Annotated in this window: 13 protein-coding genes; 10 read left to right on the plus strand and 3 right to left on the minus strand. The window is 67.1% G+C overall.

The genetic code is table 11. The annotated features are described in order from the left end of the window. Positions 1–130: 130 nt before the first annotated feature. The gene (locus QZL87_RS04505) at positions 131–3,169 is read right to left on the minus strand and encodes a TonB-dependent receptor (RefSeq protein ID WP_295324283.1); all 3,039 of its coding nucleotides are present in this window, start codon (positions 3,167–3,169) and stop codon (positions 131–133) included. A gap of 177 nt (positions 3,170–3,346) precedes the next feature. Here QZL87_RS04505 and QZL87_RS04510 point away from each other — a divergent pair, with 177 nt between their 5' ends. From QZL87_RS04510 to QZL87_RS04555, 10 genes are all read left to right on the plus strand, one after another. After that, on the plus strand, positions 3,347–5,530 hold the full coding sequence (locus QZL87_RS04510) for a chondroitinase-B domain-containing protein (protein WP_295324287.1): 2,184 nt from the start codon (positions 3,347–3,349) through the stop codon (positions 5,528–5,530). Continuing rightward, the gene (locus tag QZL87_RS04515; RefSeq protein ID WP_295324290.1) at positions 5,527–7,689 is read left to right on the plus strand and encodes a heparinase II/III family protein; all 2,163 of its coding nucleotides are present in this window, start codon (positions 5,527–5,529) and stop codon (positions 7,687–7,689) included. Before QZL87_RS04510 ends, QZL87_RS04515 begins: the two co-directional genes overlap by 4 nt. Further along, positions 7,686–8,969 (plus strand): MFS transporter, encoded by a 1,284-nt coding sequence (locus tag QZL87_RS04520; protein ID WP_295324294.1) that lies wholly within the window; start codon positions 7,686–7,688, stop codon positions 8,967–8,969. Before QZL87_RS04515 ends, QZL87_RS04520 begins: the two co-directional genes overlap by 4 nt. A 13-nt stretch (positions 8,970–8,982) precedes the next feature. Beyond that, positions 8,983–9,735, plus strand: a complete 753-nt coding sequence (locus tag QZL87_RS04525) for an SDR family oxidoreductase (protein WP_295324298.1) — start codon at positions 8,983–8,985, stop codon at positions 9,733–9,735. Further along, complete coding sequence (locus QZL87_RS04530) at positions 9,735–10,574, plus strand: rhamnogalacturonan acetylesterase (RefSeq protein ID WP_295324301.1); 840 nt, start codon at positions 9,735–9,737, stop codon at positions 10,572–10,574. The genes QZL87_RS04525 and QZL87_RS04530 overlap by 1 nt, the downstream gene beginning before the upstream one ends. A gap of 112 nt (positions 10,575–10,686) precedes the next feature. Next, the gene (locus QZL87_RS04535; RefSeq protein ID WP_295324304.1) at positions 10,687–13,557 is read left to right on the plus strand and encodes a TonB-dependent receptor; all 2,871 of its coding nucleotides are present in this window, start codon (positions 10,687–10,689) and stop codon (positions 13,555–13,557) included. Positions 13,558–13,649: 92 nt separating this feature from the next. Continuing rightward, positions 13,650–14,396 (plus strand): FCD domain-containing protein, encoded by a 747-nt coding sequence (locus tag QZL87_RS04540; RefSeq protein ID WP_295324308.1) that lies wholly within the window; start codon positions 13,650–13,652, stop codon positions 14,394–14,396. Next, positions 14,396–15,175, plus strand: coding sequence for a 2-keto-4-pentenoate hydratase (locus QZL87_RS04545; RefSeq protein ID WP_295324311.1), 780 nt, complete (start codon positions 14,396–14,398; stop codon positions 15,173–15,175). Before QZL87_RS04540 ends, QZL87_RS04545 begins: the two co-directional genes overlap by 1 nt. 3 nt (positions 15,176–15,178) lie before the next feature. Beyond that, positions 15,179–16,198, plus strand: coding sequence for a sugar kinase (locus tag QZL87_RS04550; RefSeq protein WP_295324315.1), 1,020 nt, complete (start codon positions 15,179–15,181; stop codon positions 16,196–16,198). A 231-nt stretch (positions 16,199–16,429) separates the two neighbouring features. Continuing rightward, positions 16,430–16,750, plus strand: a complete 321-nt coding sequence (locus QZL87_RS04555) for a multidrug efflux SMR transporter (RefSeq protein ID WP_295324318.1) — start codon at positions 16,430–16,432, stop codon at positions 16,748–16,750. Between the two features lie 74 nt (positions 16,751–16,824). Here the strand turns inward: QZL87_RS04555 and nagE are convergent, their stop codons facing one another. Next, on the minus strand, positions 16,825–18,507 hold the full coding sequence (gene nagE / locus QZL87_RS04560; RefSeq protein ID WP_295326753.1) for an N-acetylglucosamine-specific PTS transporter subunit IIBC: 1,683 nt from the start codon (positions 18,505–18,507) through the stop codon (positions 16,825–16,827). Further along, a complete protein-coding gene (ptsP, locus tag QZL87_RS04565) occupies positions 18,507–20,993 on the minus strand; it encodes a phosphoenolpyruvate--protein phosphotransferase (RefSeq protein WP_295324322.1) in 2,487 nt (828 codons plus the stop codon). The genes nagE and ptsP overlap by 1 nt, the downstream gene beginning before the upstream one ends.

The following is a 20,993-nucleotide window of genomic DNA, read 5'->3' on the forward strand; positions in this document are numbered from 1 at the left end:
TGTTGCCTCGGCCTCATTCTTAATTGAATCGTCATCCCGGCGAAGGCCGGGATCTCGCCCTCGCATCCTGACGCACCGGCGAGATCCCGGCCTTCGTCGGGATGACAAGATAAGGACTTTATGCGTCGGTCTAGAACTTCACGCTCAGCCCGGCGGTGATCCGGCGATCGGTCAGACCCTGGAAGCAGAGCAGCGCCTTGTTGTTGACGCAATATTGGTTCTGGTCGCCGCGCAGCAGGTTGATACCCTCGACGCCGACATTGATGTGATCGTTGATGTCGTAATTGATGCTGGCGTTGAGCTGCCCTCGCGCCCCGTTGATCAGCGGCAGGCCAAAGAAGAAGGGATCGTCCGACACATAGCTCGACCGCCACGTATAGCGCACGCGCGCGTTGAGCCCGTATTTGTCGTAGAACAGCGTCGCATTATAGGCATATTTCGACAGGTTGGTCAGCGAGATCAGGTCCTGCGACCCCGGATAGCCGAGCTGGGTGAACACCGTCCGCGGCCCGTCGGCGTCGCGATATTCGCGCGCCGAGCCGCCCGCCTTCTGATAGGTGAAATTGCCGATGAAGCCGAAGCCCGAGGCGAAGCCGAGCACATCCTCCCACGCCGACAGATCGTGCTGGAACGCGACCTCGATACCCGTCTGCGTCGTCGTGCCGGGAACGTTGAAGGTCGAACTGCGCGGAACGCAGATGCCGACGCCCTGGATCGGGTTGTTGATGTTGCGGTTGGCGATCGGATTATAGATGCCGCCGTCGGGGCATGACGGGTCGATCGAAATGTTGAGGTTGCCGTCGGCGTCGAGATTGGGCGCCGGATCTTCCTGCCGCTGCGCGAACAAATTGGTGCGGCTCTTGTGGAAAAAGCCGATGCTGATCAGGCTCGACGGCGCGAAATAATATTCGCCCGACAGGTCGAACGACCACACCGCTTCGGGGACGAGGTCGGGGTTGCCCACCGCGACCGGCGTGTTGGCGCCGGTGCCGAAGGAGAAGGAGGTCGACAGCGTGTCGAAATTCGGGCGGCGAATGTCGCGCGCGATGCCGGCGCGGACCAGGAAGCGGTCGGCGGGTTCGAGCACCAGATTGAAGCGCGGCAGCAGGAAATTATACGAACTTTTCGCCACGGTCTGTCCCGTGACCTCGTCGTTCGCGATATTGTTGCCGGTCGAAGACAGGCTGGTGTGCAGCCAGCGCACCCCGGCGTTGCCGCGCACCGGCATGCCGGCCATCTCACCCTCCATATTCGCCTGGAAATAGGCGGCGTTCGTCGTTTCCTTGATCTTGAAGAAGCCGGCGAAGGATTCGGTCGGCGTCACCAGCGACGCGACGGGCGGCCCCTCGGTCGCGGCGGCATTGCTCGCGTCGATCGCGGCGTTGAGCGCGTCGAGCACCTTCGCGGGATCGTCGAACGCCAGCCCGCCGTCGATCAGCAGGAAGTCGGAGAAATAGAGCCGGCGCCCGTCGGCCGCGTTGAAGTTGTCGGGGCCGGGGATCAATATGTCCGAAAACAGGTCGCCCGACGGCCGGTTCCACGCGCTCGTCGTGTTGGTCAGGCTGACATTCCGTGAAAATTCGTTGTTTTCGGCCGAGGTCCGGTTCCAGCGATAGCCGAAGTCGATCGAGGTCACGAACGGATTGAGGTCGCTCGTATCGTAGGAGAAATCGAGGCGCGCCGCCCTTTCCTGATTGTCGGTCGTGTTGGCGCCCTGGGCGACCTGCTGCAGCTGGTAATTGGCGGGATCGAGCAATTGTGCCGTCGTCGGCGCGAACGGGCTCGCCTGATCGATGCCGAACTGCAGCGTGCCGCCGCGCAGGTCGAATTCGATCGGCACGCCATTGTCGATGCTGCGACCGATTTGCGGCTGCGGCCCGTTGGGGTTGATGAAATCGAGCGTCGTCGAGAAGTTGGGGAAGTCCGATTTCGAGGTCGACAGCGACACTTCCGCGCGCATCCGCAGCTTGTCGGTCACCTGCCAGTCGCTGCCGAGGTCGAACACCCTGCTCTTGGTGACGCGCGCGCCGGTGTCGCTCGACGTGCGCATATTCGGGTCGATCACCGTTCCGGTGGCGCCGCCGATGCCGAGCGTGCCCGCGACCGTCGCGTCGACGCTGCCAAGGTCGATCGGGCCGTCGGGGCCATCGAGCGTGCCCCAGTTGACGGTTTCGAACGCTGTATTGTCGGTCGCATCGACGACCGACGGCGTCGCGGTTCCCGAAATCTGCACCCGGTGGCTTTGCTGCCCGCGCGTCTGGTTGTTGAGCGTCGCGTCGAAATAGAATTTCAAATCGTCATTGGGCTTCCATTCGAGCGCGGCGGTGCCGTTGTAGGTTTCATATTCGTAATTCTCCAATCCCTGCTGAAAGAACTGGATGCGCAGGAAGGGAAAGGCCTCGGCGCTCGGTCCCGAGCCGGGGAGGACGACCGCGTCGCGGTCGACGCGCGGCTTGAACGCCGCGACGTCCTGCCGGGCATAGCTCCCGCTCACCACGATGCCGATCTCGCCGATGCCGGTGTCCCAGCGGTTGCCGACCGTCGCCGACAGCCGCGGCAGGGTCGATTTCGCGAGATCGCTGTTCTCCATCTGCGCGCGCGCGGCGATCAGCGGTTCCTTGAGGTCGAGCGGGCGGATTGTCCGCAAATTGATCGTGCCGCCGACCGATCCCTCGATCGTCTGCGCGGTCGGGACCTTGGTGACCTCGACCGAGGCGATCAGCGCCGCGGGCAGATCCTCGAAACTGATACCCGATCGCCCGGCGCCCGACCCGACGGTCGACACGCCGTTGATTTCGGTGCGGTTGGCGTCGGTGCCGCGGATCTGCACGGCATTGCCGACGCCCGCCTGCCGCGTGATCTGAACCCCCGTGACATTCTCCAGCACTTCGGCGAGATTCTGGTCGGGCAGCTTGCCGATATCCTCGGCCTGGATGACTTCGACGATATTGTCGGAGGTGCGCTTTTCGTCCAGCGCGGTAGCAAGGGAACTGCGGATGCCCGTGACGACGATCGCGTCATCGCCCGCCTCATCGGCGGGGGCATCGGCAGGCGCCGCATCCTGCGCGAACGCGGGAACGGCGGCGATCGACATGGCCGTCGTGCCCAGCAGAATCGCCGCGAAATTCATCTTGCCGCGCGAAACGCGCCCGAGGCTGCCCCGAATCATCCCACTCTCCCTGATAGACTATGTTTGGGCAGAGGCTCCTCTTGTAGGACCAATATGTCAACCCATGATTCATACCATAATCGGGTTGATATTGTCCTACCTCTTGTGTAGTCCAATGGGCGAGAATCATAAAAAGGGTGAGGCGCGGTGCGGATAAGGGCGATTTTAACACTGACGATGCTGGTCTCGACGGCGCATCCGGCGCTGGCGCGCGACCTGCTCGTGGCCGACCAGGCGCAATATCAGGCCGCGGTGAAAAAGGCGCAGCCGGGCGACACGATCATCCTCGCCGACGGCGAATGGCGCGATTTCCAGATCGTCTTCACCGGGGCCGGCACTGCGGAGCGGCCGATCGCGCTGACCGCGCAGACCAGGGGCAAGGTGCTGCTCACCGGCCAGTCGAACCTGCGCATCGGCGGAAAGCATCTTCTCGTCTCGGGCCTCGTCTTCAAAAATGGCGCGAGCCCGACCCGCGAAGTCATCAGCTTCCGCCGCGATTCCAAAACGCTCGCTTCCGACAGCCGCGTCACCGAGACCGTCATCGACGGCTTCAGCAAGGCCGACCGCCGCGCCGAGGACATCTGGGTCGCGCTCTACGGCACCGGCAACCGCGTCGACCATTCGCATTTCGAGGGCAAGACCAACGCCGGCGTGACGCTCGCGGTGATCCGCCGCGCGGGCGACCCGCTCGACAACCGCCATCGCATCGATCATAATTATTTCGGCCCGCGCCCGCCCTTGGGTTCGAATGGCGGCGAGACGATCCGCATCGGCACCAGCGAGGAATCGCTGTCCGACAGCCACACGATCGTCGAGCGCAACATCTTCGACCGCACGAGCGGCGAGGTCGAGATCGTCTCGGTCAAGGCGGGCGGCAATATCATCCGCGAAAATCTGGTGCTGGCATCCCAGGGCGCCTTCGTGCTCCGCCACGGCAACGGCAACCTCGTCGAGCGCAACATCTTCTTCGGCAAGGGCGTGCCCGACACCGGCGGCGTGCGCATCATCAACCGCGACCAGATCGTGCGCGACAATTATTTCGAAGGGCTCGCGGGCAGCTCGTTCAAGAGCGCGATCACCGTGATGAACGGCGTGCCCAATTCGGTGATCAACCGCTATCATCAGGTCGCGAACGCGCGGATCGAGCGCAACAGCATCATCGACGTCGCGCGCATCACGCTCGCGGCGGGCGCCGACGCCGAACGCTCGGCGCCGCCCGTGGACAGCCGGTTCGAGCGCAACCTGATCGTCGGCGCCAAGGGTGCGGACCCGTTCCGCGCCGAAGGCGAGATCGGCGGCATCGCCTTCGCGGACAATGTCGAGGCGAAGGTCGCAAATCCTTTACTGACAACCGGCGTCGAGCAGCGCGAGGTCGCGCTCGAACGCGCCGCCAACGGTCTGCTTTATCCCACCGACCCGGCGCTGGCCGCCGTCGGTGCGCCGCGCGACCTCATGCCCGTGACCCGCGATGAAGTCGGCGCGAGCTGGTATCGCGGCGATGCGCCGGAGGCGGCGTTCGGCGCCGGCGCCACGCGTCCGATCGCGGCGGGAGCCTCGCTTGCAGAGGCGGTTGCCGATACGAAAGCCGGCGACACGCTGGCGCTCGCCACCGGCACCTATGACATCGCCGCGCCGCTGACGGTGCGCCACCGGCTGACCATCGCGGGCGCGAAGGATGCGAAGCCCGTGCTGCGCGTCGCGTCGAGCCTCGCACGGATCGAGGGCGGCGGCGGGCTGCGGCTCGAAAATCTGTCCGTGGACGCCAGCGCGGCCCCCGGCGACGGCGCGCTGATCGCGGTCGGCGCCAGCGTCGCGCCCAACTATAGCATCGCGCTTGAGGGCGTGTCTGTGCGCGGCCCCGGCAAGGGCCGCCTCGACGGCATCGCCATGGCGCCCGGCACCTTCGCCAACGATGTGACGATCACCGAAAGCGATTTTTCCGCAATGGGCGTCGTCGTCGCCGCGACCGGCGAGCAGGAACCGAAGGGCTGGTATCCGATGGAACGGCTGACGATCAGCGGCAGCCGCTTCGCCGGCGTCGCGATGGTCGCCGACCTCTTGCGCAAGGGCAGTGACGAAAGCACGTTCGGCCCATGGTTCGCGATGACCGGATCGAGCGTCGCCAATAGCGGTGCGGGCGGTGCGTCGCTGCGCGTCTCGGGCGCCCAGCACAGCGACATCGCGCAGAACAGCTTCGCCAAGTCGGACGGCATCGTCGTCATCCATTCGGTCGGCGCGCCCGAAACGCGCATTGCCTCGAACGCTTTCGCCGCGACCCCCGCGCCGCGCATCGAGGAACTCGCGTGGAAAGGTCCGCCGCGCGGCCAAATCACCGGCAATATCGTCGAGGCGCGCCCGTGACCCGCACGCTCGCGCTCCTGCTCGCCGCCGCGACGCTGCCCGCCGTCCCGGCGGCGGCGCAGACCCCGCCCGCCGCTTCGGCGCAAGCCTATGCGCCGCTCTTCGCGGCCGAGGTCGAACGCGCGCGGCGCGACGTCGATGCGTCGATCGAGGCGGGCATCAACGTGCCGGTGCCCAAGGACCCCGGCGGCGGCTTCACCCACGAACAGCACAAGCGCAATTATCGCATCATCTTCGAGGGCGGCCAGCTCTTCCGCCTGACCGGCGATACGCGCTACCGCGATCATGTCCGGGGCCTGTTGCTTGCCTATGCCGACCTCTATCCGGGGCTCGGACCGCATCCCGCAAAGGCCAACCGGAACGCGGGTCGTCTTTTCTGGCAGAGCCTCAACGATAGCGTCTTCCTCGTCAACGCGGTGCAGGGTTATGCCCAGATCCGCGATGCGCTCTCCGCCGCCGACCGCAAGCGCATCGACGACAATGTGATCCGCCCGATGGCGCGCTTCCTGTCGGACGAATCGCCGCAGGTCATCAACCGCATCCACAATCATGCGACGTGGGCGGCGGCGGGCGTCGGCCTGTCGGGCTATCTGCTCGGCGACCGCGATCTCGTCGACAAGGCGCTGCTCGGGCTCGACAAGAGCGGCAAGGCGGGCTTCCTGCGCCAGCTCGATCTGCTCTTTTCGCCCGACGGCTATTATGCCGAAGGGCCCTATTATCAACGCTATGCGCTGCAACCTTTTGTCGTCTTCGCGGCCGCGATCGCGGCGAACGATCCCGACCGAAAGATCTTCGAATATCGGGGCGGCATCGTGCTGAAGGCGATCCGCACCGCGATCGACCTGACCCACGACGGCTTTTTCTTGGCCGTAAACGACGCGATGCCCGACAAGAGCCTGCGCACCGAGGAGCTCTATCACGCGGTCGCCATCGGCTATGCCGCGACCAAGGACCCGGCCTTCCTGTCGATCGCGAAGTGGCAGGGCCGCACGGTGCTGACCCCCGCGGGGCAGGCGATGGCCGCCGATCTCGCGGCGGGCAAGGCCAAGCCTTGGCCGTTCGGCTCCCGGCTGCTGTCCGACGGCCCCGACGGCAAGGGCGGCGCGCTCGTGCTGCTGCGCACCGACAGTGATCCCGCCGGGCCGCTGCTCGTCGCCAAGAATACGGTGCAGGGCATGGGGCACGGCCATTTCGACCGGCTCGGCTGGCTCTATTATGACGAAACCGGCGCGGTCGTGACCGACTATGGCGCCGCGCGCTTCCTCAATGTCGAGGCGAAGCACGGCGGGCGCTACCTGCCCGAAAACGACAGCTGGGCGAGCGCGACGATCGCGCACAACACGCTTGTCGTCGATGAGCAAAGCCACTTCGCAGGTGACTGGAAAGCCGGCGAAAAATCGGGGACGCGTCAGCTCGCCGCATCGCTCGAAGGCCCAACCCGCTATACGATCGCCGAGATCGACAGCGCCTACAAGGACGTCGCGATCCGCCGCGCTTTGCTACTCGTCGAGGGCGAAGGCCTCGCCAATCCTCTGACGCTCGATATCCTCCACGGAACTAGCAGCGGCAGGCATGTCTATGACCTGCCGCTGCATTTTTCGGGGCATATCATCGACAGCGACATCGCGTTCGACCGCAATCTCGCCGAGCGGCCGGTGCTGGGGAAGGCGAACGGCTACCAGCATCTGTGGGTCGACGGGACGGGGACCAAGGCCGGCAAGGCGCGGCTGACGTGGATGCAGGGCAGCCGCTTCTACAGCTACCATATGCTGCCGCCCGCGGGGGCGCGCTTCATCCTCGCCGAAAGCGGCGCGAACGATCCCGAGTTCAACCTGCGCCGCGAGCCCGCACTGATCCAGCGCGTCGAGGGCGCGGCAAACGCAACCTTCGTCAGCCTGCTCGAACCGCACGGCGCCTATGACGCCGCGGCCGAGACGGTGGTCGCGAGCAGCGCGCGCGTCGCGGCGCTCGAGCATCGCCGCGAAAAGGGCGTCGATCTCGTCCTCGTCACCCTCGTCGACGGCCGCCGCATCGTCATCGCCGTCGCCGACGACGTCGCCGCCGATGCGAAGCACAGCCTTACCGTCGACGGCCAAACCCTCGCCTGGACCGGCCCCGTCGGCCGCCTCGACCTCGCCAAGACCGGAGCGAAGAAATGAGCAATATCAAAGGCCGCTTCCGCTGGGGCGTGATCTCGCTGATCGCGCTTGCGACCGTCATCAATTATATCGACCGCAACGCGCTCGCCGTGATGTGGCCCGAAGTGTCGAAGGAAATCGGCGCCACCAAGGAAGATTATGCGCTGCTGGTGACGATCTTCATGATCTTCTACGCCTTCGGCCAGTCGCTCTTCGGGCGCATCTTCGACGCGATCGGCACGCGGATGGGTTTCACCCTTTCGATCGTCATCTGGTCGCTGTCGATCGCAGCCCACGCCCTCGTGCGCTCGATGCCGCTGCTCGTCTTCCTGCGCGCGACGCTGGGGGTCAGCGAGGCGGGCAACTGGCCCGGCGCGGCCAAGGCGAACGCGCTCTGGTTCCCGTCGCGCGAACGCGCGCTGGCGCAGGGCATCTTCAACGCCGGCGCCTCCTTGGGCGGCATCATCTCGGCGCCGTTGATCGCGCTTCTGTTCGTCCAGTTCGGCTGGCACGGCACCTTCCTCCTCATCGGCGTGCTCGGCTTCATCTGGCTCGTCCCCTGGCTCTGGTTCTACAAGGCCGATCCCGACAAGCATCCGGGGATCAGCGAGGAAGAGCGCGCCTATATCCTGACCGGCCGCACCGAGGCGGGCCGCGACGACGGCCGCCGGGTGCCGCTTGGCGAACTGCTCCGCTATCGCCAGAGCTGGGGCGTCATCCTGTCGCGCTTCTTCCTCGATCCGGTCTGGTGGCTCTTCGTGTCGTGGCTGCCGATCTACCTCGCCGAAACCTTCGGCTTCGACGTCAAGCAGATCGGCCTCTTCGCCTGGGTGCCCTTCGTCGGCGCGATGCTCGGCAGCCTGTTCGGCGGCTGGTTCGCGGGCCGGATCATCACGAGCGGCGGCAGCGTCCACAAGGCGCGCACGCTCAGCATCGCGATCGGCTGCGCGATCATGCTCCCCGCGCTGCTCTTCACCATCGGCGCGAGCGATCCCCTGACCGCGGTGCTGCTGATCGCGTGCATCCTCTTCGGCTTCCAGATGGCGATCGGCAACATCCAGACGCTGCCGAGCGACTATTTCGGCGGCGGCGCGGTCGGCAGCCTCGCAGGCGTCAGCGGCACCGCCGCGGTCGCGGGCACGCTGATCACCACCTGGCTCGTCCCCATACTCACCAAGACGAGCTATGCGCCGATCTTCGCGCTCTCGGCGGCGATCGTCCCGATTTCTTTCCTGTGTTTCTGGCTGGTCGGCGGTCGCGTCGCACCGGTCGCCACCCAACCCACTCCCAATCAAGAATAAGGAAATGCACCACATGACTCTCCAGGGCAAAACCGCGCTCGTCACCGGCGGCGGCCGCGACATCGGCCGATCGGTCTCGATCGCGCTCGCGCGCGCCGGGGTGCGCGTCGCGATCAACTATAACAGCGGCCGCGAAGCCGCCGAGGAAACGCTCCGGATGATCCAGGACGCGGGCGGCGACGCCTTTCTGGTTCAGGCCGACGTCACCGACAGCAACGCCGTCCGGGCGATGCTCGAAGAGGTCGGCATCGCCTTCAGCGGCCGGCTCGACATCCTCGTCAACCTCGCGGGCGGCATGGTCGCGCGCAAGACGCTGAGCGAGATGGACGAGGAGTTCTTCGACCATGTCATGACGCTCAATCTCAAATCGGCCTTCCTCGTCCTCCAGGCGTCGCAGCCCTTCCTCGGCGAAGGATCGGCGGTGGTGAACGTCTCGTCGCTCGCGGGCCGCGACGGCGGCGGCCCCGGCGCGTCGGTCTATGCGACCGCGAAGGGCGCGCTGATGACCTACACGCGTTCGATGGCGAAGGAACTCGGGCCGCAGGGCATCCGCGTCAACGCCGTCTGCCCCGGCCTGATCGGCACCAGCTTCCACGACATCTTCTCGAAGCCCGAAGGCCGCGCCGCGACCGCGAACAACACGCCGCTCCGCCGCGAAGGCCATCCCGACGAGGTTGCCGACACGATCGTCTATCTCGCGTCGCCCGCCGCGAGCTTCCTCGCCGGCGTCTGCCTCGACATCAACGGCGGACTGGCCTTCTCGTGATGCGCCGGCTTCTCGCAACCGCGGCCTGCGCCCTGCTCGCGAGCGGGGCGCAGGCACAGGAGCGCGAACGCACCGACGCGCCGCCGCTCGAGCCGTACAAGATCATCCTCGTCGGCGATTCGACGATGGCACCGCACAGCGGGTGGGGCGGGGCGTTTTGCGCGCATCACGTCAAATCGTCGGTCGCGTGTCTCAACACCGGGCGCGGCGGGCGTTCGACGCGCAGCTATCGGCAGGAAGGCAGCTGGGACATCGCGCTCGCCGAGGCGAAGGTGCCGGGCTATCGCGGTACCTGGGTCCTCATTCAGTTCGCGCACAACGACCAGTCGTCGAAACCCGAACGCTGGACCGACGAGACGACCGAGTTCCCCGCCAACCTCCGCCGCTTCGTCGAAGAGGTGAGGGCGGCGGGCGCGACGCCGGTGCTCGTCACCCCGCTGACGCGGCGCGAGTTCCAGGGCGGCAAGCTCAAGAACACGCTCGCGAGCTGGTCTGACCAGATCCGCACCGTCGCGAAGGCGATGGACGTGCCGCTCGTCGATCTCAACGCGCTCAGCGCCGCACAGACGCAGGAGATGGGCGCCGAGACGGCGACCAAGCTCGCGCAGGTGCCGCCGACCCCCGAGGAACTCGCCGCCGCGAAAGCCGGAACGACGCTGAAAGCGCGCCCCGCGCCGCCTCCGCCGCCGCCGATCACCGGCGATGGCGCGCGCGGGCAGGTGACGCGCAAGTTCGACTATACGCATCTCGGCAATGTCGGCGCCGAAGTCACCGCCAAGCTGGTGACGCAGGCGCTTGCCCGCGCCGTGCCGGGGCTTCGGAGCCAATTGGTGCGCTAAAATCATGTATGGCAATATGGACTAACCAATCTGCCATACACAATGGTTGACAATCGTGCTGCGATGTTCGACAGCATTGGTCATAACAGAATCGGTATCTGGGAGAGACGAAGTGAATTCTCGTAATCAAATCCGTGCGCGTTCGCTCCGCGCCGTCTTGCTGGCCGGCGCCGGCACGACCTTGCTCGTCGCCGCGATGCCCGCGATGGCCCAGGACGCCGCCGCGCCTGCCGTGCAGGACGAAGAAGACGCGATCGTCGTCACCGGGATTCGCGAGACGATCCAGAATTCGATCAACACCAAGCGCGAGGAAACCGCGATCGTCGACGCGCTGTCGGCCGACGACATCGGCGACCTTCCTGCGCTGTCGGTCGGTCAGGCGATCCAGACGATCACCGGCGCGACGACGCACCGCGAAAAGGGCGACGCCTCCGAAATCGCGCTGCGCGGCCTCGGCCCCTTCCTCTCGAACGCGACCTTCAACGGCCGCGACGCGACGAACGGCAGCGGCGACCGCTCGGTCAATTTCAATCAATTCCCCTCCGAACTCGTCAACAATATCAAGATCTACAAGACGCAGCAGGCGGACCTCGTCGAGGGCGGCGTCGCCGGCACGATCGAGATCGGCACGCTGCGCCCGCTCGACTTCGGCAAGCGCCGCATCCAGGGCGAGGTCAAGGCGCAGTACAACCCCTATGGCGACCGCATCGTCGGCTCGGGCGGCATCGGCTGGCGCGGGACGCTGAGCTATGTCGACCAGTTCGCGAACGATACGATCGGCATCGCGATCGGCGTCCAGCGCAACGACACCAACAATCCCGAGGAAACCTACGCCGCCAGCAGCACCTGGGTCGCGTGCCGCGCCGACAATGCCGCCAGCGGCAATTGCGACGAACTCCAGCGCGAGGATTACGGCCAGGATCCCTATTACCTCGTCCCCAATTCCTACATCTTCCGCCAGATCAGCGAGACCGACAAGCGCGACGCGGCGTTCGGCGCGATCCAGTGGCGCCCGTCGGACCGGATCAACGTCAACCTCGACGTCCAATATTCGGACCGCACCTTCGTCGAAAGCCGCCGCGACCTGACCATTTCGGAGGCGCGGCGCGGCCTCACCAACGTCGAATATGACGAGAATGGCATCGTCCGCTACCTCGAAGGATCGAGCTCGCTCGAATCGAACGGTTCCGAACTGTCGCGCTCGGAAGAATATCTCGGCGGCGGCCTGTCGGTGGAATGGCAGCCGAACGACCGGCTGACGCTGACCTTCGACGGCAGCTATTCGCGCACGATCCGCAAGGAGATCGAACGCAATTTCCGCCTGCGCACCGACCGGAACGACCTCAACGGCGATCGGACCCCGGTGGGCGACCAGCGCATTCCCTATATCTACGAACTCGCACCGGGCAGCTTCGTGCCCACAATCACGATCGACCCGCGCTTCGACCTCAACAACCATGATCTCTTCTGGGACGACGCCCGCTTCCGCCGCGACGAGAGCAAGCGCCGCAACGAGATCATCGCGGGCCGCTTCGACGCCGCTTACGAGCTCGACGGCTTCCTCAGCCGGATTTCGGCGGGCGCGCGCTGGTCCGAACTCACCTTTCGCGACTATGACCTGCGCAACGAGGATTTCAACGACCTGATCTCCGACATCGACATGGAGGGGGAGCGGACGATCAACAACCAGTGCCGCCAGGCCTTCCCGCAAACGGGCTATCTGTCGGCGGCCGAGGGGAACAGCATCAACAGCTGGGCGACCTTCGACGTCGATTGCCTGTTCGGCGCTTATCTGGGCACCGTTGATCCAGGGCTGCCCGACGAGCTGCGCGCGGCCGCCAACCGCGACGTCACCGAACGCACGCTCGCGGGCTATGTGATGGCCGACTATGACGCCGATCTCGGCAATATGCCCGTCCGCGGCAATTTCGGCGTCCGCATCGTCCGCACCGACGTCACCTCGAACGGGCTGCGCAGCGACCTCGTCCTCGTCCCCGATGACACCGATCCCGGCCGGTTCACGCTCGCCGAGACCAGCGATTTCCAGACGGTGCGGATCAAGAGCCGCAGCACGCGCATCTTGCCGAGCGTCAACGCGATCTTCGAGGTCGCGCCCGATACGCTGGTGCGCCTAGCGGGCTATCGCGCGATGTCGCGTCCCAACCCGAGCGCGCTCGGCGCCGGGCGCACCTACACGCTCGGCGACGGCAACGAAGGCGGCTTCACCTCGATCGAAGAGGCGATCGGCAATGTCCGCGCCAACGGCAGCCCGCGCCTCAAGCCTTTGATGTCGTGGAACGCCGACGCCGCGATCGAATGGTATCCGAACAAGGACAGCCTGCTGTCGGCGACCGCCTATTACAAACAGTTCAACGGCGGCTTTCAGCCGGTCGTCTATGACGAGACTTTCACGATCAATGGCGAGCAGGTCACCGTTCCGGTCACCCAGACGCGCAACAGCCCCGACAAGTCGCGCATCTACGGCCTCGAGCTCACCGCCGCGACGCGCTTCAGCTTCCTGCCCAAGCCGCTCGACGGTCTCGGCGCCAAGGTCAGCTACAATTACGCCGATTCGAACTTCGAAACGCAGGACATCCGTCTGGGCGACGAATATGATCCGGTGACCGAAGAGGTCCGCGAAGGGCTCATCGCCCCCGCCGGTCTCTCGGGCTATTCGAAACATGTTCTGTCGGCGCAGGCCTATTACGAACTCGGCCCGGTGTCGCTGCAGGCGATCTACAATTACCGCAGCAAATATTTCCAGGACTTCGTCGGCGGCAACAGCCAGCTGCGCTATGTCGGGCCGAGCGAAACGGTCGATTTCCGCGCCTCGCTCGCGCTGATGCCCGGCGTGTCGCTGCGGTTCGAGGCGCTCAACCTCTTCAACGAGCCCAAGGCGACCTATATGCCCGTTTATGGCAGCAGCCGCCAATATCACTATTACGGATCCAAATATTTCATCGGCCTGCGGGCGCGGATTTAGGCGGAACGGAAACTAAGTTCGGTCATGGGCTTCAAACTTGTCCTACCTGATTGTATGGACTTCCATACGCCTATGTGGGGAGAAGATTGACCATGGCCGAACGCCGCCTTTTTGAGGATGTCGCCGACACGATCCGGCGCCTGATTCTGGACGGAACCTATCCGCCCGGAACGCGGCTGCCCGGCGAGCGCGAACTGTCCGAACGGTTCGAGGTCAGCCGGGTGACGATCCGCGAGGCCGAGATCGCGCTGCAGGCGACGGGGTGGATTCATATCCGCACCGGCGCGGGCGCCTATGTCGAGGCGGTGCTGCCCGGCGACAATGCGATCCTGCCCAAGGTCAGCGCGTTCGAGCTGACCGAGGCGCGCTCGCTGTTCGAGGCCGAGGCGGCGGCGCTCGCTGCCCCGACCATCTCGAGCGAGACGCTCGAAAAGCTCGACGAACTGCTCGTGGCGATGGCCGACGACAGCAAGAGCGAGGAAGAGATCAGCGCGATCGACCGCGAGTTTCACATGACGATCGCCGCCGCGTCGAGCAACAAGGCGATCATCCATGTGATCGAGAGCCTGTGGCGGATGCGCATGGAATTGCCCGAGGTGCGGAGCAGCCACTCGCTCGTCTGCCGCAAGGACGGCGCCGCGCGCCAGGCCGAGCATGCCGACGTCGTCGCGGCGCTGCGCAATCGCGACGCGACCGGCGCGCGGCTCGCGATGCGGCGCCATTTCAACCGCCTGCTCGAATCGATGCTCGACGAGACCGAGGAACGCGCGCTGGTCGAATTGCGGCGCCAGTCGGCCGAAAGCCGCCAGCGTTATCTGCTGAGCGCAAAACTCGCCTGATGCCCGATACCCCCGATCCGGTCGCCGCGCTGCTGGCCGCGCGCCTTTCGGGGCAGGCGCTGACCGCCTTTCCGGCGCCGATTCCCGCGACGCTGGGGGACGCATATGACGTGCAGCAGCGCCTCACCGCCGCGCTCGGCGCGCCGGTGCTCGGCTGGAAGGTCGGGCGTATCCCGCCCGCGCTCGTCGAAGCGCTGGGTGCCGAGCGCGTCGCCGGGCCCGTGCTGCGCGTCGCAGAACTCGCCGGCGATGCGCCGGGCGACGCCTTCGTCTTCGACGGCGGTGCCGGTGCGATCGAGTCCGAGGTGATGCTGCGCCTCTGCGCCGTGCCCGACGGGCGCGTGACGAACGGCGATGGCGCGCTCTGGGTCGACGAAATCCGCGCGGGGTTCGAGGTCGCAAGCTCGCCCGCGCCCGATGTCCATAACCACGCCCCCTATGGCATCATCGCCGACATCGGCATCAACAACGGCCTGCTGCTCGGGCCGCGGCTCGACTTCGAGGATTTCGCCACGCTGGCGGTCGAAACGCAAATCGACGGCGTGGCGGTCGGCAGCGGGCGGGCGATCGACGTGCTCGACGGCCCGTGGGGCGCGCTCGATTTCCTCGCCGACCTCCATCGCCGCGGCGTGATCGAACTCAAGCCCGGACAGTGGGTTTCGGCCGGCGCGATCACCGGGGTCCACCCGATCGCGATCGGCCAGACGGCGACCGCGCACTTCGGTTCCGCCGCCGCCATCACCTGCATCGCTGCCCCCGAAACCGGATTCAGAGTCTAACCTATGATCCCTCCTCCCCGCAGCATCGCCTGTTTCGGCGAAATCGTCATGCGCGTCTCGGTTCCGGAGGGCGAACTGCCCCTGCAGTCGGCGCGCTTCGGCGCGCATGCCGGCGGCGCCGAAGCCAATGTCGCGGTCGCGCTCGCCGCGCTCGGCCGCCCTACCGCGATGATCAGCGCGGTTCCCGAAGGTCCGATCGGCGACGGCGTCATGGGCGAGCTGCGCCGCCATGGCGTCGATACCGCATCGGTGCGCCGCCCCGCGGGCCGCATGGGCCTCTATTATCACCTCCCCGGCGGCCCGATGCGCCCCGCCGAAGTCGTCTACGACCGCGCCGGCTCGGCCTTTGCCGCGGCCAGCTCCGAGGATTGGGACTGGGACGCGTTGCTCGACGGCGTGGACTGGCTGCATGTCTCGGGCGTCACCCCCGCGCTCGGGCCGGGCAGCGCCGCGGCGACGCTCGCCGCCGTCACGCACGCCCGTGCGGCCGGGATCGGCGTGTCGTTCGACGGCAATTGGCGCGGACGCCTGTGGGAGCGCTGGCAGCCCGATCCGGCGGCGGTCCTCAAGCCGATCGTCGCGCAGGCGACCCTGCTTTTCGGCAATCATCGCGACGCGGGGCTGCTGCTGGGCCGCGAATTTTCGGGCGAGGGCGAAGACCGGCGGCGCGAGGCGGCGCTGGCGCTGTTCGACCATTTTCCCGCGCTCGAACATATCGCCTCGACCGCTCGCGAAATCCTCGGCCCCGACGCCCACCGGATCACCGCGCGTATCGATACGCGGGAGGGGCGGGGCGCGAGCGATCCCACCCTCGTCACCCCGGTGATCGACCGCGTCGGGACCGGCGACGCCTTCGCGGCGGGCGTTCTCGACGGCTTGTGGAGCGGCAAGGGCCTCGCCGACGCGGCGACGCACGGCCTCGCGCTTGCGGCGCTCAAGCACGGCATCCACGGTGATTTCGCGCCCTTTTCGCGTTCGATGCTTGACCGCGTGTCCAGCGCAGCGCAGGATATTTCGCGTTAGATTGTGATCCGCTTCGACTGAAGCGTTATAGCGTTTCCTGTGTCCCCGCGAAGGCGGGAGCCCATCTCCGGCCGGTTCAAGATGGCACCGACCGGAGATGGGCTCCCGCCTTCGCGGGAGCACGCGGCTTATTCAGCCAAAGAGGATCACGCGACGGAGGCCACGTCCCCGCCCGCATCACGCGGGTTATCAAGTCCGGGACGGCCCGGCAGCACTTGAAGGAGGGCTGCCATGGCCTGGATATATTTGACGATCGCCGGAATTTTCGAAGTCGTGTGGGCGTTTGCGATGAAGCAATCCGAAGGCTTCACGCGCCCGGGCGCGACCGCCATCACCATCGTGGCGATGATCGTGAGTTTTGCTTTGCTCGCGCTGTCGATGAAATCGCTGCCGCTCGGCACTGCTTACACGATCTGGACCGGCATCGGCGCGGTCGGCGCGTTCCTCGTCGGAATCTTCATTCTCGGCGAACAGGCGAACGCGATGCGTATCGTCGCCGCGCTGCTGATCGTCAGCGGCCTCATCCTGATGAAGCTGTCGTCGCCCGCTTGAGTGTGGCGCCCGCCGCGTTCGCGAAGAACCACGGCGGGCGCCAAGGGCAAACGGCGGGAAGACCGCCGCCCTGTTCAGATCAGGATATGGCACACATCGGGCGCCGGCCGGACGAGACCGCGCGTCAGCCGCGCCAGCGCGCCTTCGTCGACCTGCGCCGCGTCGGCGAGTTCGACCCGGTAGCGGCCGTGGAGCGCGCGGACCGACCGCACATTCGCGGCGCCGCCAAGCGCACCGGTCAAGTCGTCGGGCAGCGTCGTTTCCGCTCGGCTCCCGTCCGCTACGGGGGCAGGGGCGGCGATAGCCGTCCCGCCGCCGCCCGCCAGCGCGCCGCGGATTTCCTCGGCCACGAGATCGGCGACCGGCCCGAGCACGACCTGCGCCGCATTCTCCGACGGACGGATGATGCCGCGCGCACCGAGCGCCGTCAGCGCGGCGTCGTCGACCGCGCTCTGGTCGGCGACGATCAGGCGCAGGCGCGTCGTGCAGGCATCGACGCTGACGAGATTGCCCGCGCCGCCGAGCGCCGCGACAAAGGCTTCGCCGCGCGCGCCGCCCGTCGAAACGGTCGACGCCTCGGCGACCTCGCCGCGCTCGCGCCCCGGTGTCGTCAGGTCGAACCGGCGGATGAAGAAGCGGAACAGGCCGTAATAGAGCAGGGCATAGGCGGCGCCGATCGGCAGCAGCAGCCAGGGCCGCGTCGCGAGGCTGAAATTGAGCACATAGTCGAACAGCCCCGCCGAAAAGCCGAAGCCGAGCTTGACGTCGAGCGCATTCATCAGCGCCATCGACGCGCCGGTCAGGACGGCGTGGATCGCATAGAGCAAAGGCGCGACGAACATGAAGCTGAACTCGATCGGCTCGGTCACCCCGGTCAGGAAGCTGGTGAAGGCGAGGCTGAAGAGCATGCCGCCGACCGCCTTTTTCCGCTCGGGCCGCGCCTCGTGATACATGGCGAGGCAGGCGGCGGGCAGGCCGAACATCATCACCGGGAAAAAGCCCGACATGAACGCGCCCGCGCTCGGATCACCCGCGAAGAAGCGGCGAAGGTCGCCCGTCGCGCCTTCGAAGTCGCCGACGACGAACCAGGCGGCATTGTTGATGATATGGTGCAATCCGGTGACGATCAGCAGCCGGTTGAGCGCGCCATAGACGAATAGTCCGATCTCGCCCGAGGCGACGACGGCGCGGCTCGCGGTGTCGATCGCGCCGCTGATATGCGCATAGCTGTAGCCGACGAGTGCCGCGAGCAGCAGCCCCGCGACCCCGCTGGCGATCGGCACGAACCGCCGGCCGCCGAAGAAAGCGAGATATTCGGGCAGCGCGATCGTCGCGAAACGATTGTAGAAATGCCCGCCGATCAACCCCGACAATATGCCGACCGGGACCTCGAGCCGGTCGATCAGCCCGACCGCCCATTGCTTCGCCGTCAAGGCCGCCGCGGCTTCGGGAAGCCCCGCGCCGATGTCGGGGGGCGGGGTCATGAAGGTCTGCGCGCCCGTCGTCGTCGTAAGATAGCAGACCACCCCCGCGAGCGCCGCCGCGCCATTGCCGTCGCGCGCAAAGCCGACCGCGACGCCGATCGCGAAGAGGATGCCCAGATTCTCGAAAATCGCGGCGCCCGCCGCCGAAATGAAGGCGATGTCGAGCAGGTCGGGCTGGCCGATGCGCAGCAGCAGCCCCGCGATCGGCAGCACCGCGATCGGCAACATCAGCGCGCGGCCCAATGGCTGGAGCGTTTCGAGTATCTTGCGCATCATCGTGTCTCCTCGAACGCGCGGGCGAGCGCGCGCACCTCCGCCGCCGACTTGCATTGCAGCGCCAGCGCGGCATGCGCTTGCGTCTCGGGCAACGCGAGGCCGCGCACGATCTGTTTCGCCTCGGCGACGAACCCCGGCACCGCCGACAATTCGGTGACGCCCAGCCCGATCAGAATCGGCAGCGCCGCCGGATCGGACGCGAGCCCGCCGCACACCCCGACCCAGCGCCCGTGAACCGCGGCAAGGCGGCACGTTTCGCCGATCATCCGCAGCACCGCGGGGTGCATCGCGTCGACCCCCGCGGCGACCGCCGGATTGCCGCGGTCCATCGCGAGCACATATTGGGTCAGGTCGTTGGTGCCGATCGACAGGAAATCGGCTTCGGCGGCGAGCAGGTCGGCGGTCATCGCGGCGGCGGGGGTCTCGACCATCACGCCGACCTCGACCGGCGCCGCGACCCCCATCTCGCCGCGCAGCCTTTCGACCACCGCGCGCACCTGCCGCAGCTCGTCGACGCTCGCGACCATCGGGATCATGATCTTGCATTGCCCGGCGGGTTCGACGCGCAGGATCGCGCGAAGCTGCGTTTCGAGGAGGTCGGGCCGCGCCAGCGCCACCCGGATGCCGCGCTGGCCGAGCGCCGGATTCTCCTCGGCGTCTATAGGAATATAGGCGGCGGGCTTGTCGCCGCCGATGTCGAGCAGGCGGACGATCACCGGCTTACCGGCCAGCGCGTCGGCGATCCCCTGATAGGCGGCGTGCTGTTCATCCTCCGACGGCGCGGTGTCGCGATCGAGGAAGAGAAACTCGCTGCGCACGAGGCCCGATCCCTCGGCGCCTTGCGCCGCGGCGGCCCGCGCGTCCTCGACGCTGCCGACATTGGCGAAGATTTCGACGCGCGTGCCGTCGGCGCTGTGGCAGGCGTCCTTCGCCGCCGCCCGCGCCGCTTCGCGCCGCGCGTCGCGCTTCGCGAGCCGCGCTGAAAAGGCTTCGGCCTCGGCCGCCGACGGCGCCGCCGTGACATGCCCCAGCTCGGCATCGAGCAGCAACGGCGTGCCCTCCGCAATCTCGTCGAGCGCATCGCCCATCGCGACGAGCGCGGGCAGCCCCATCCCCGCGCACAGGATCGCGACATGTGACGTCGGCCCGCCGCGCGCGAGGCACAGCCCTGCGGGCCGCGCCGCCGCCAATGCGACCAGCTCCGACGGCAATAAATCCCCCGCCACGACGATTGCGCCCGCCGGAACCGCCGTGCCGCCCAGCGCCGTGCCGGTCAGCGCCGCGAGCATCTGCCGCTCGATGTCGATCAGATCGTCGATCCGCTCGATCAGATGGGCATTGCCCGTCGCGCGGATCGCGTCGATCTGGTCGTGGATCGCGCCGCGCCACGCGAAACCGGCGCTGTAGCCTGCCGCGATCCGCCCCTCGGCCGCCGCAATCAATTCGGGATCGTCGATCAGCGCGAGATGCGCCTGCATCACCGACGCGACGCTGCCGCCAGCCCCCTCGGCGCGCGCCGCGATCTGCGCGCGAACCTCGCTTCGCGCCGACAGCAGCGCCGCGCGTTCCTCGGCCGCTCCCTTGCCTTCGCGCGCGACCGCGATGTCGGCCTGCCGCAGCCGCGCGGCGGGCCCCATGGCGAGGCCCGGCGCGGCGATCACGCCGCCGATCTGTCCCGCGCGCAGCGGACTCGTCGCGGCGACGGGCAGGGGCGCCGCCGCCGGCTCCCCTTCGCCCATATCGGTCGCGAGCAACGCGACGACCGCCGCCAGCGCCGCTTCGGCATCGTCGCCGTGCGCCTGCACCACCACCTCGTCGCCGAACGCCGTGCCGAGCGCGAGCAGCGCGACCGTGCTCCGCGCGTCGCCGCGCTTGCCGCCCTTCATCAGATGCACGTCGGCCTCGAAGCCGCGCGCCGCCTCGCCGATCCGCGCCGCGGGTCGCGCATGGATGCCGTGCGGCAGCGACAGCGTCACCGCCTGCTCGACCAATGTGCCGTCATCCGACCGGCGTCGCGCTTCGCCCTGCACCGGGACCAGCGTCATCAGCGCCTCGCACGCGCCCACGGCGGCGTCCGTCGTGCGGCGGCCGATCGCGAAGGCCTCGGCATTGGTCACGATCACCGGCGTGATCAGGCTCGTCGCCGCGAGCGCGACCGCATCGAGGTCGAAGCGGATCAGCGGATCGCCGCGCGCTACCCTGTCGCCCGCCGCAACGAGCGGCGTGAAGCCTTCGCCTTTCAGCATCACCGTATCGAGCCCGATATGGATCAGTATTTCGGCGCCCTCGGCGCTGCGCAGCGACACCGCATGGCCCGCTTCGTGCAGCGTCACCACCTCGCCGTCGAACGGCGCGACGACGGTATCGCCGAGCGGCTGGATCGCGACCCCGTCGCCCATCATCCGCTGGGCAAAGACCGGATCGGGAACCTCGTCCAGCGTCGTCGCCCACCCTCTGAGCGGAGAGGTGATGATCAGGCCCAT

This window comes from uncultured Sphingopyxis sp., assembly GCF_900078365.1.
Taxonomy (GTDB): Bacteria; Pseudomonadota; Alphaproteobacteria; order Sphingomonadales; family Sphingomonadaceae; genus Sphingopyxis.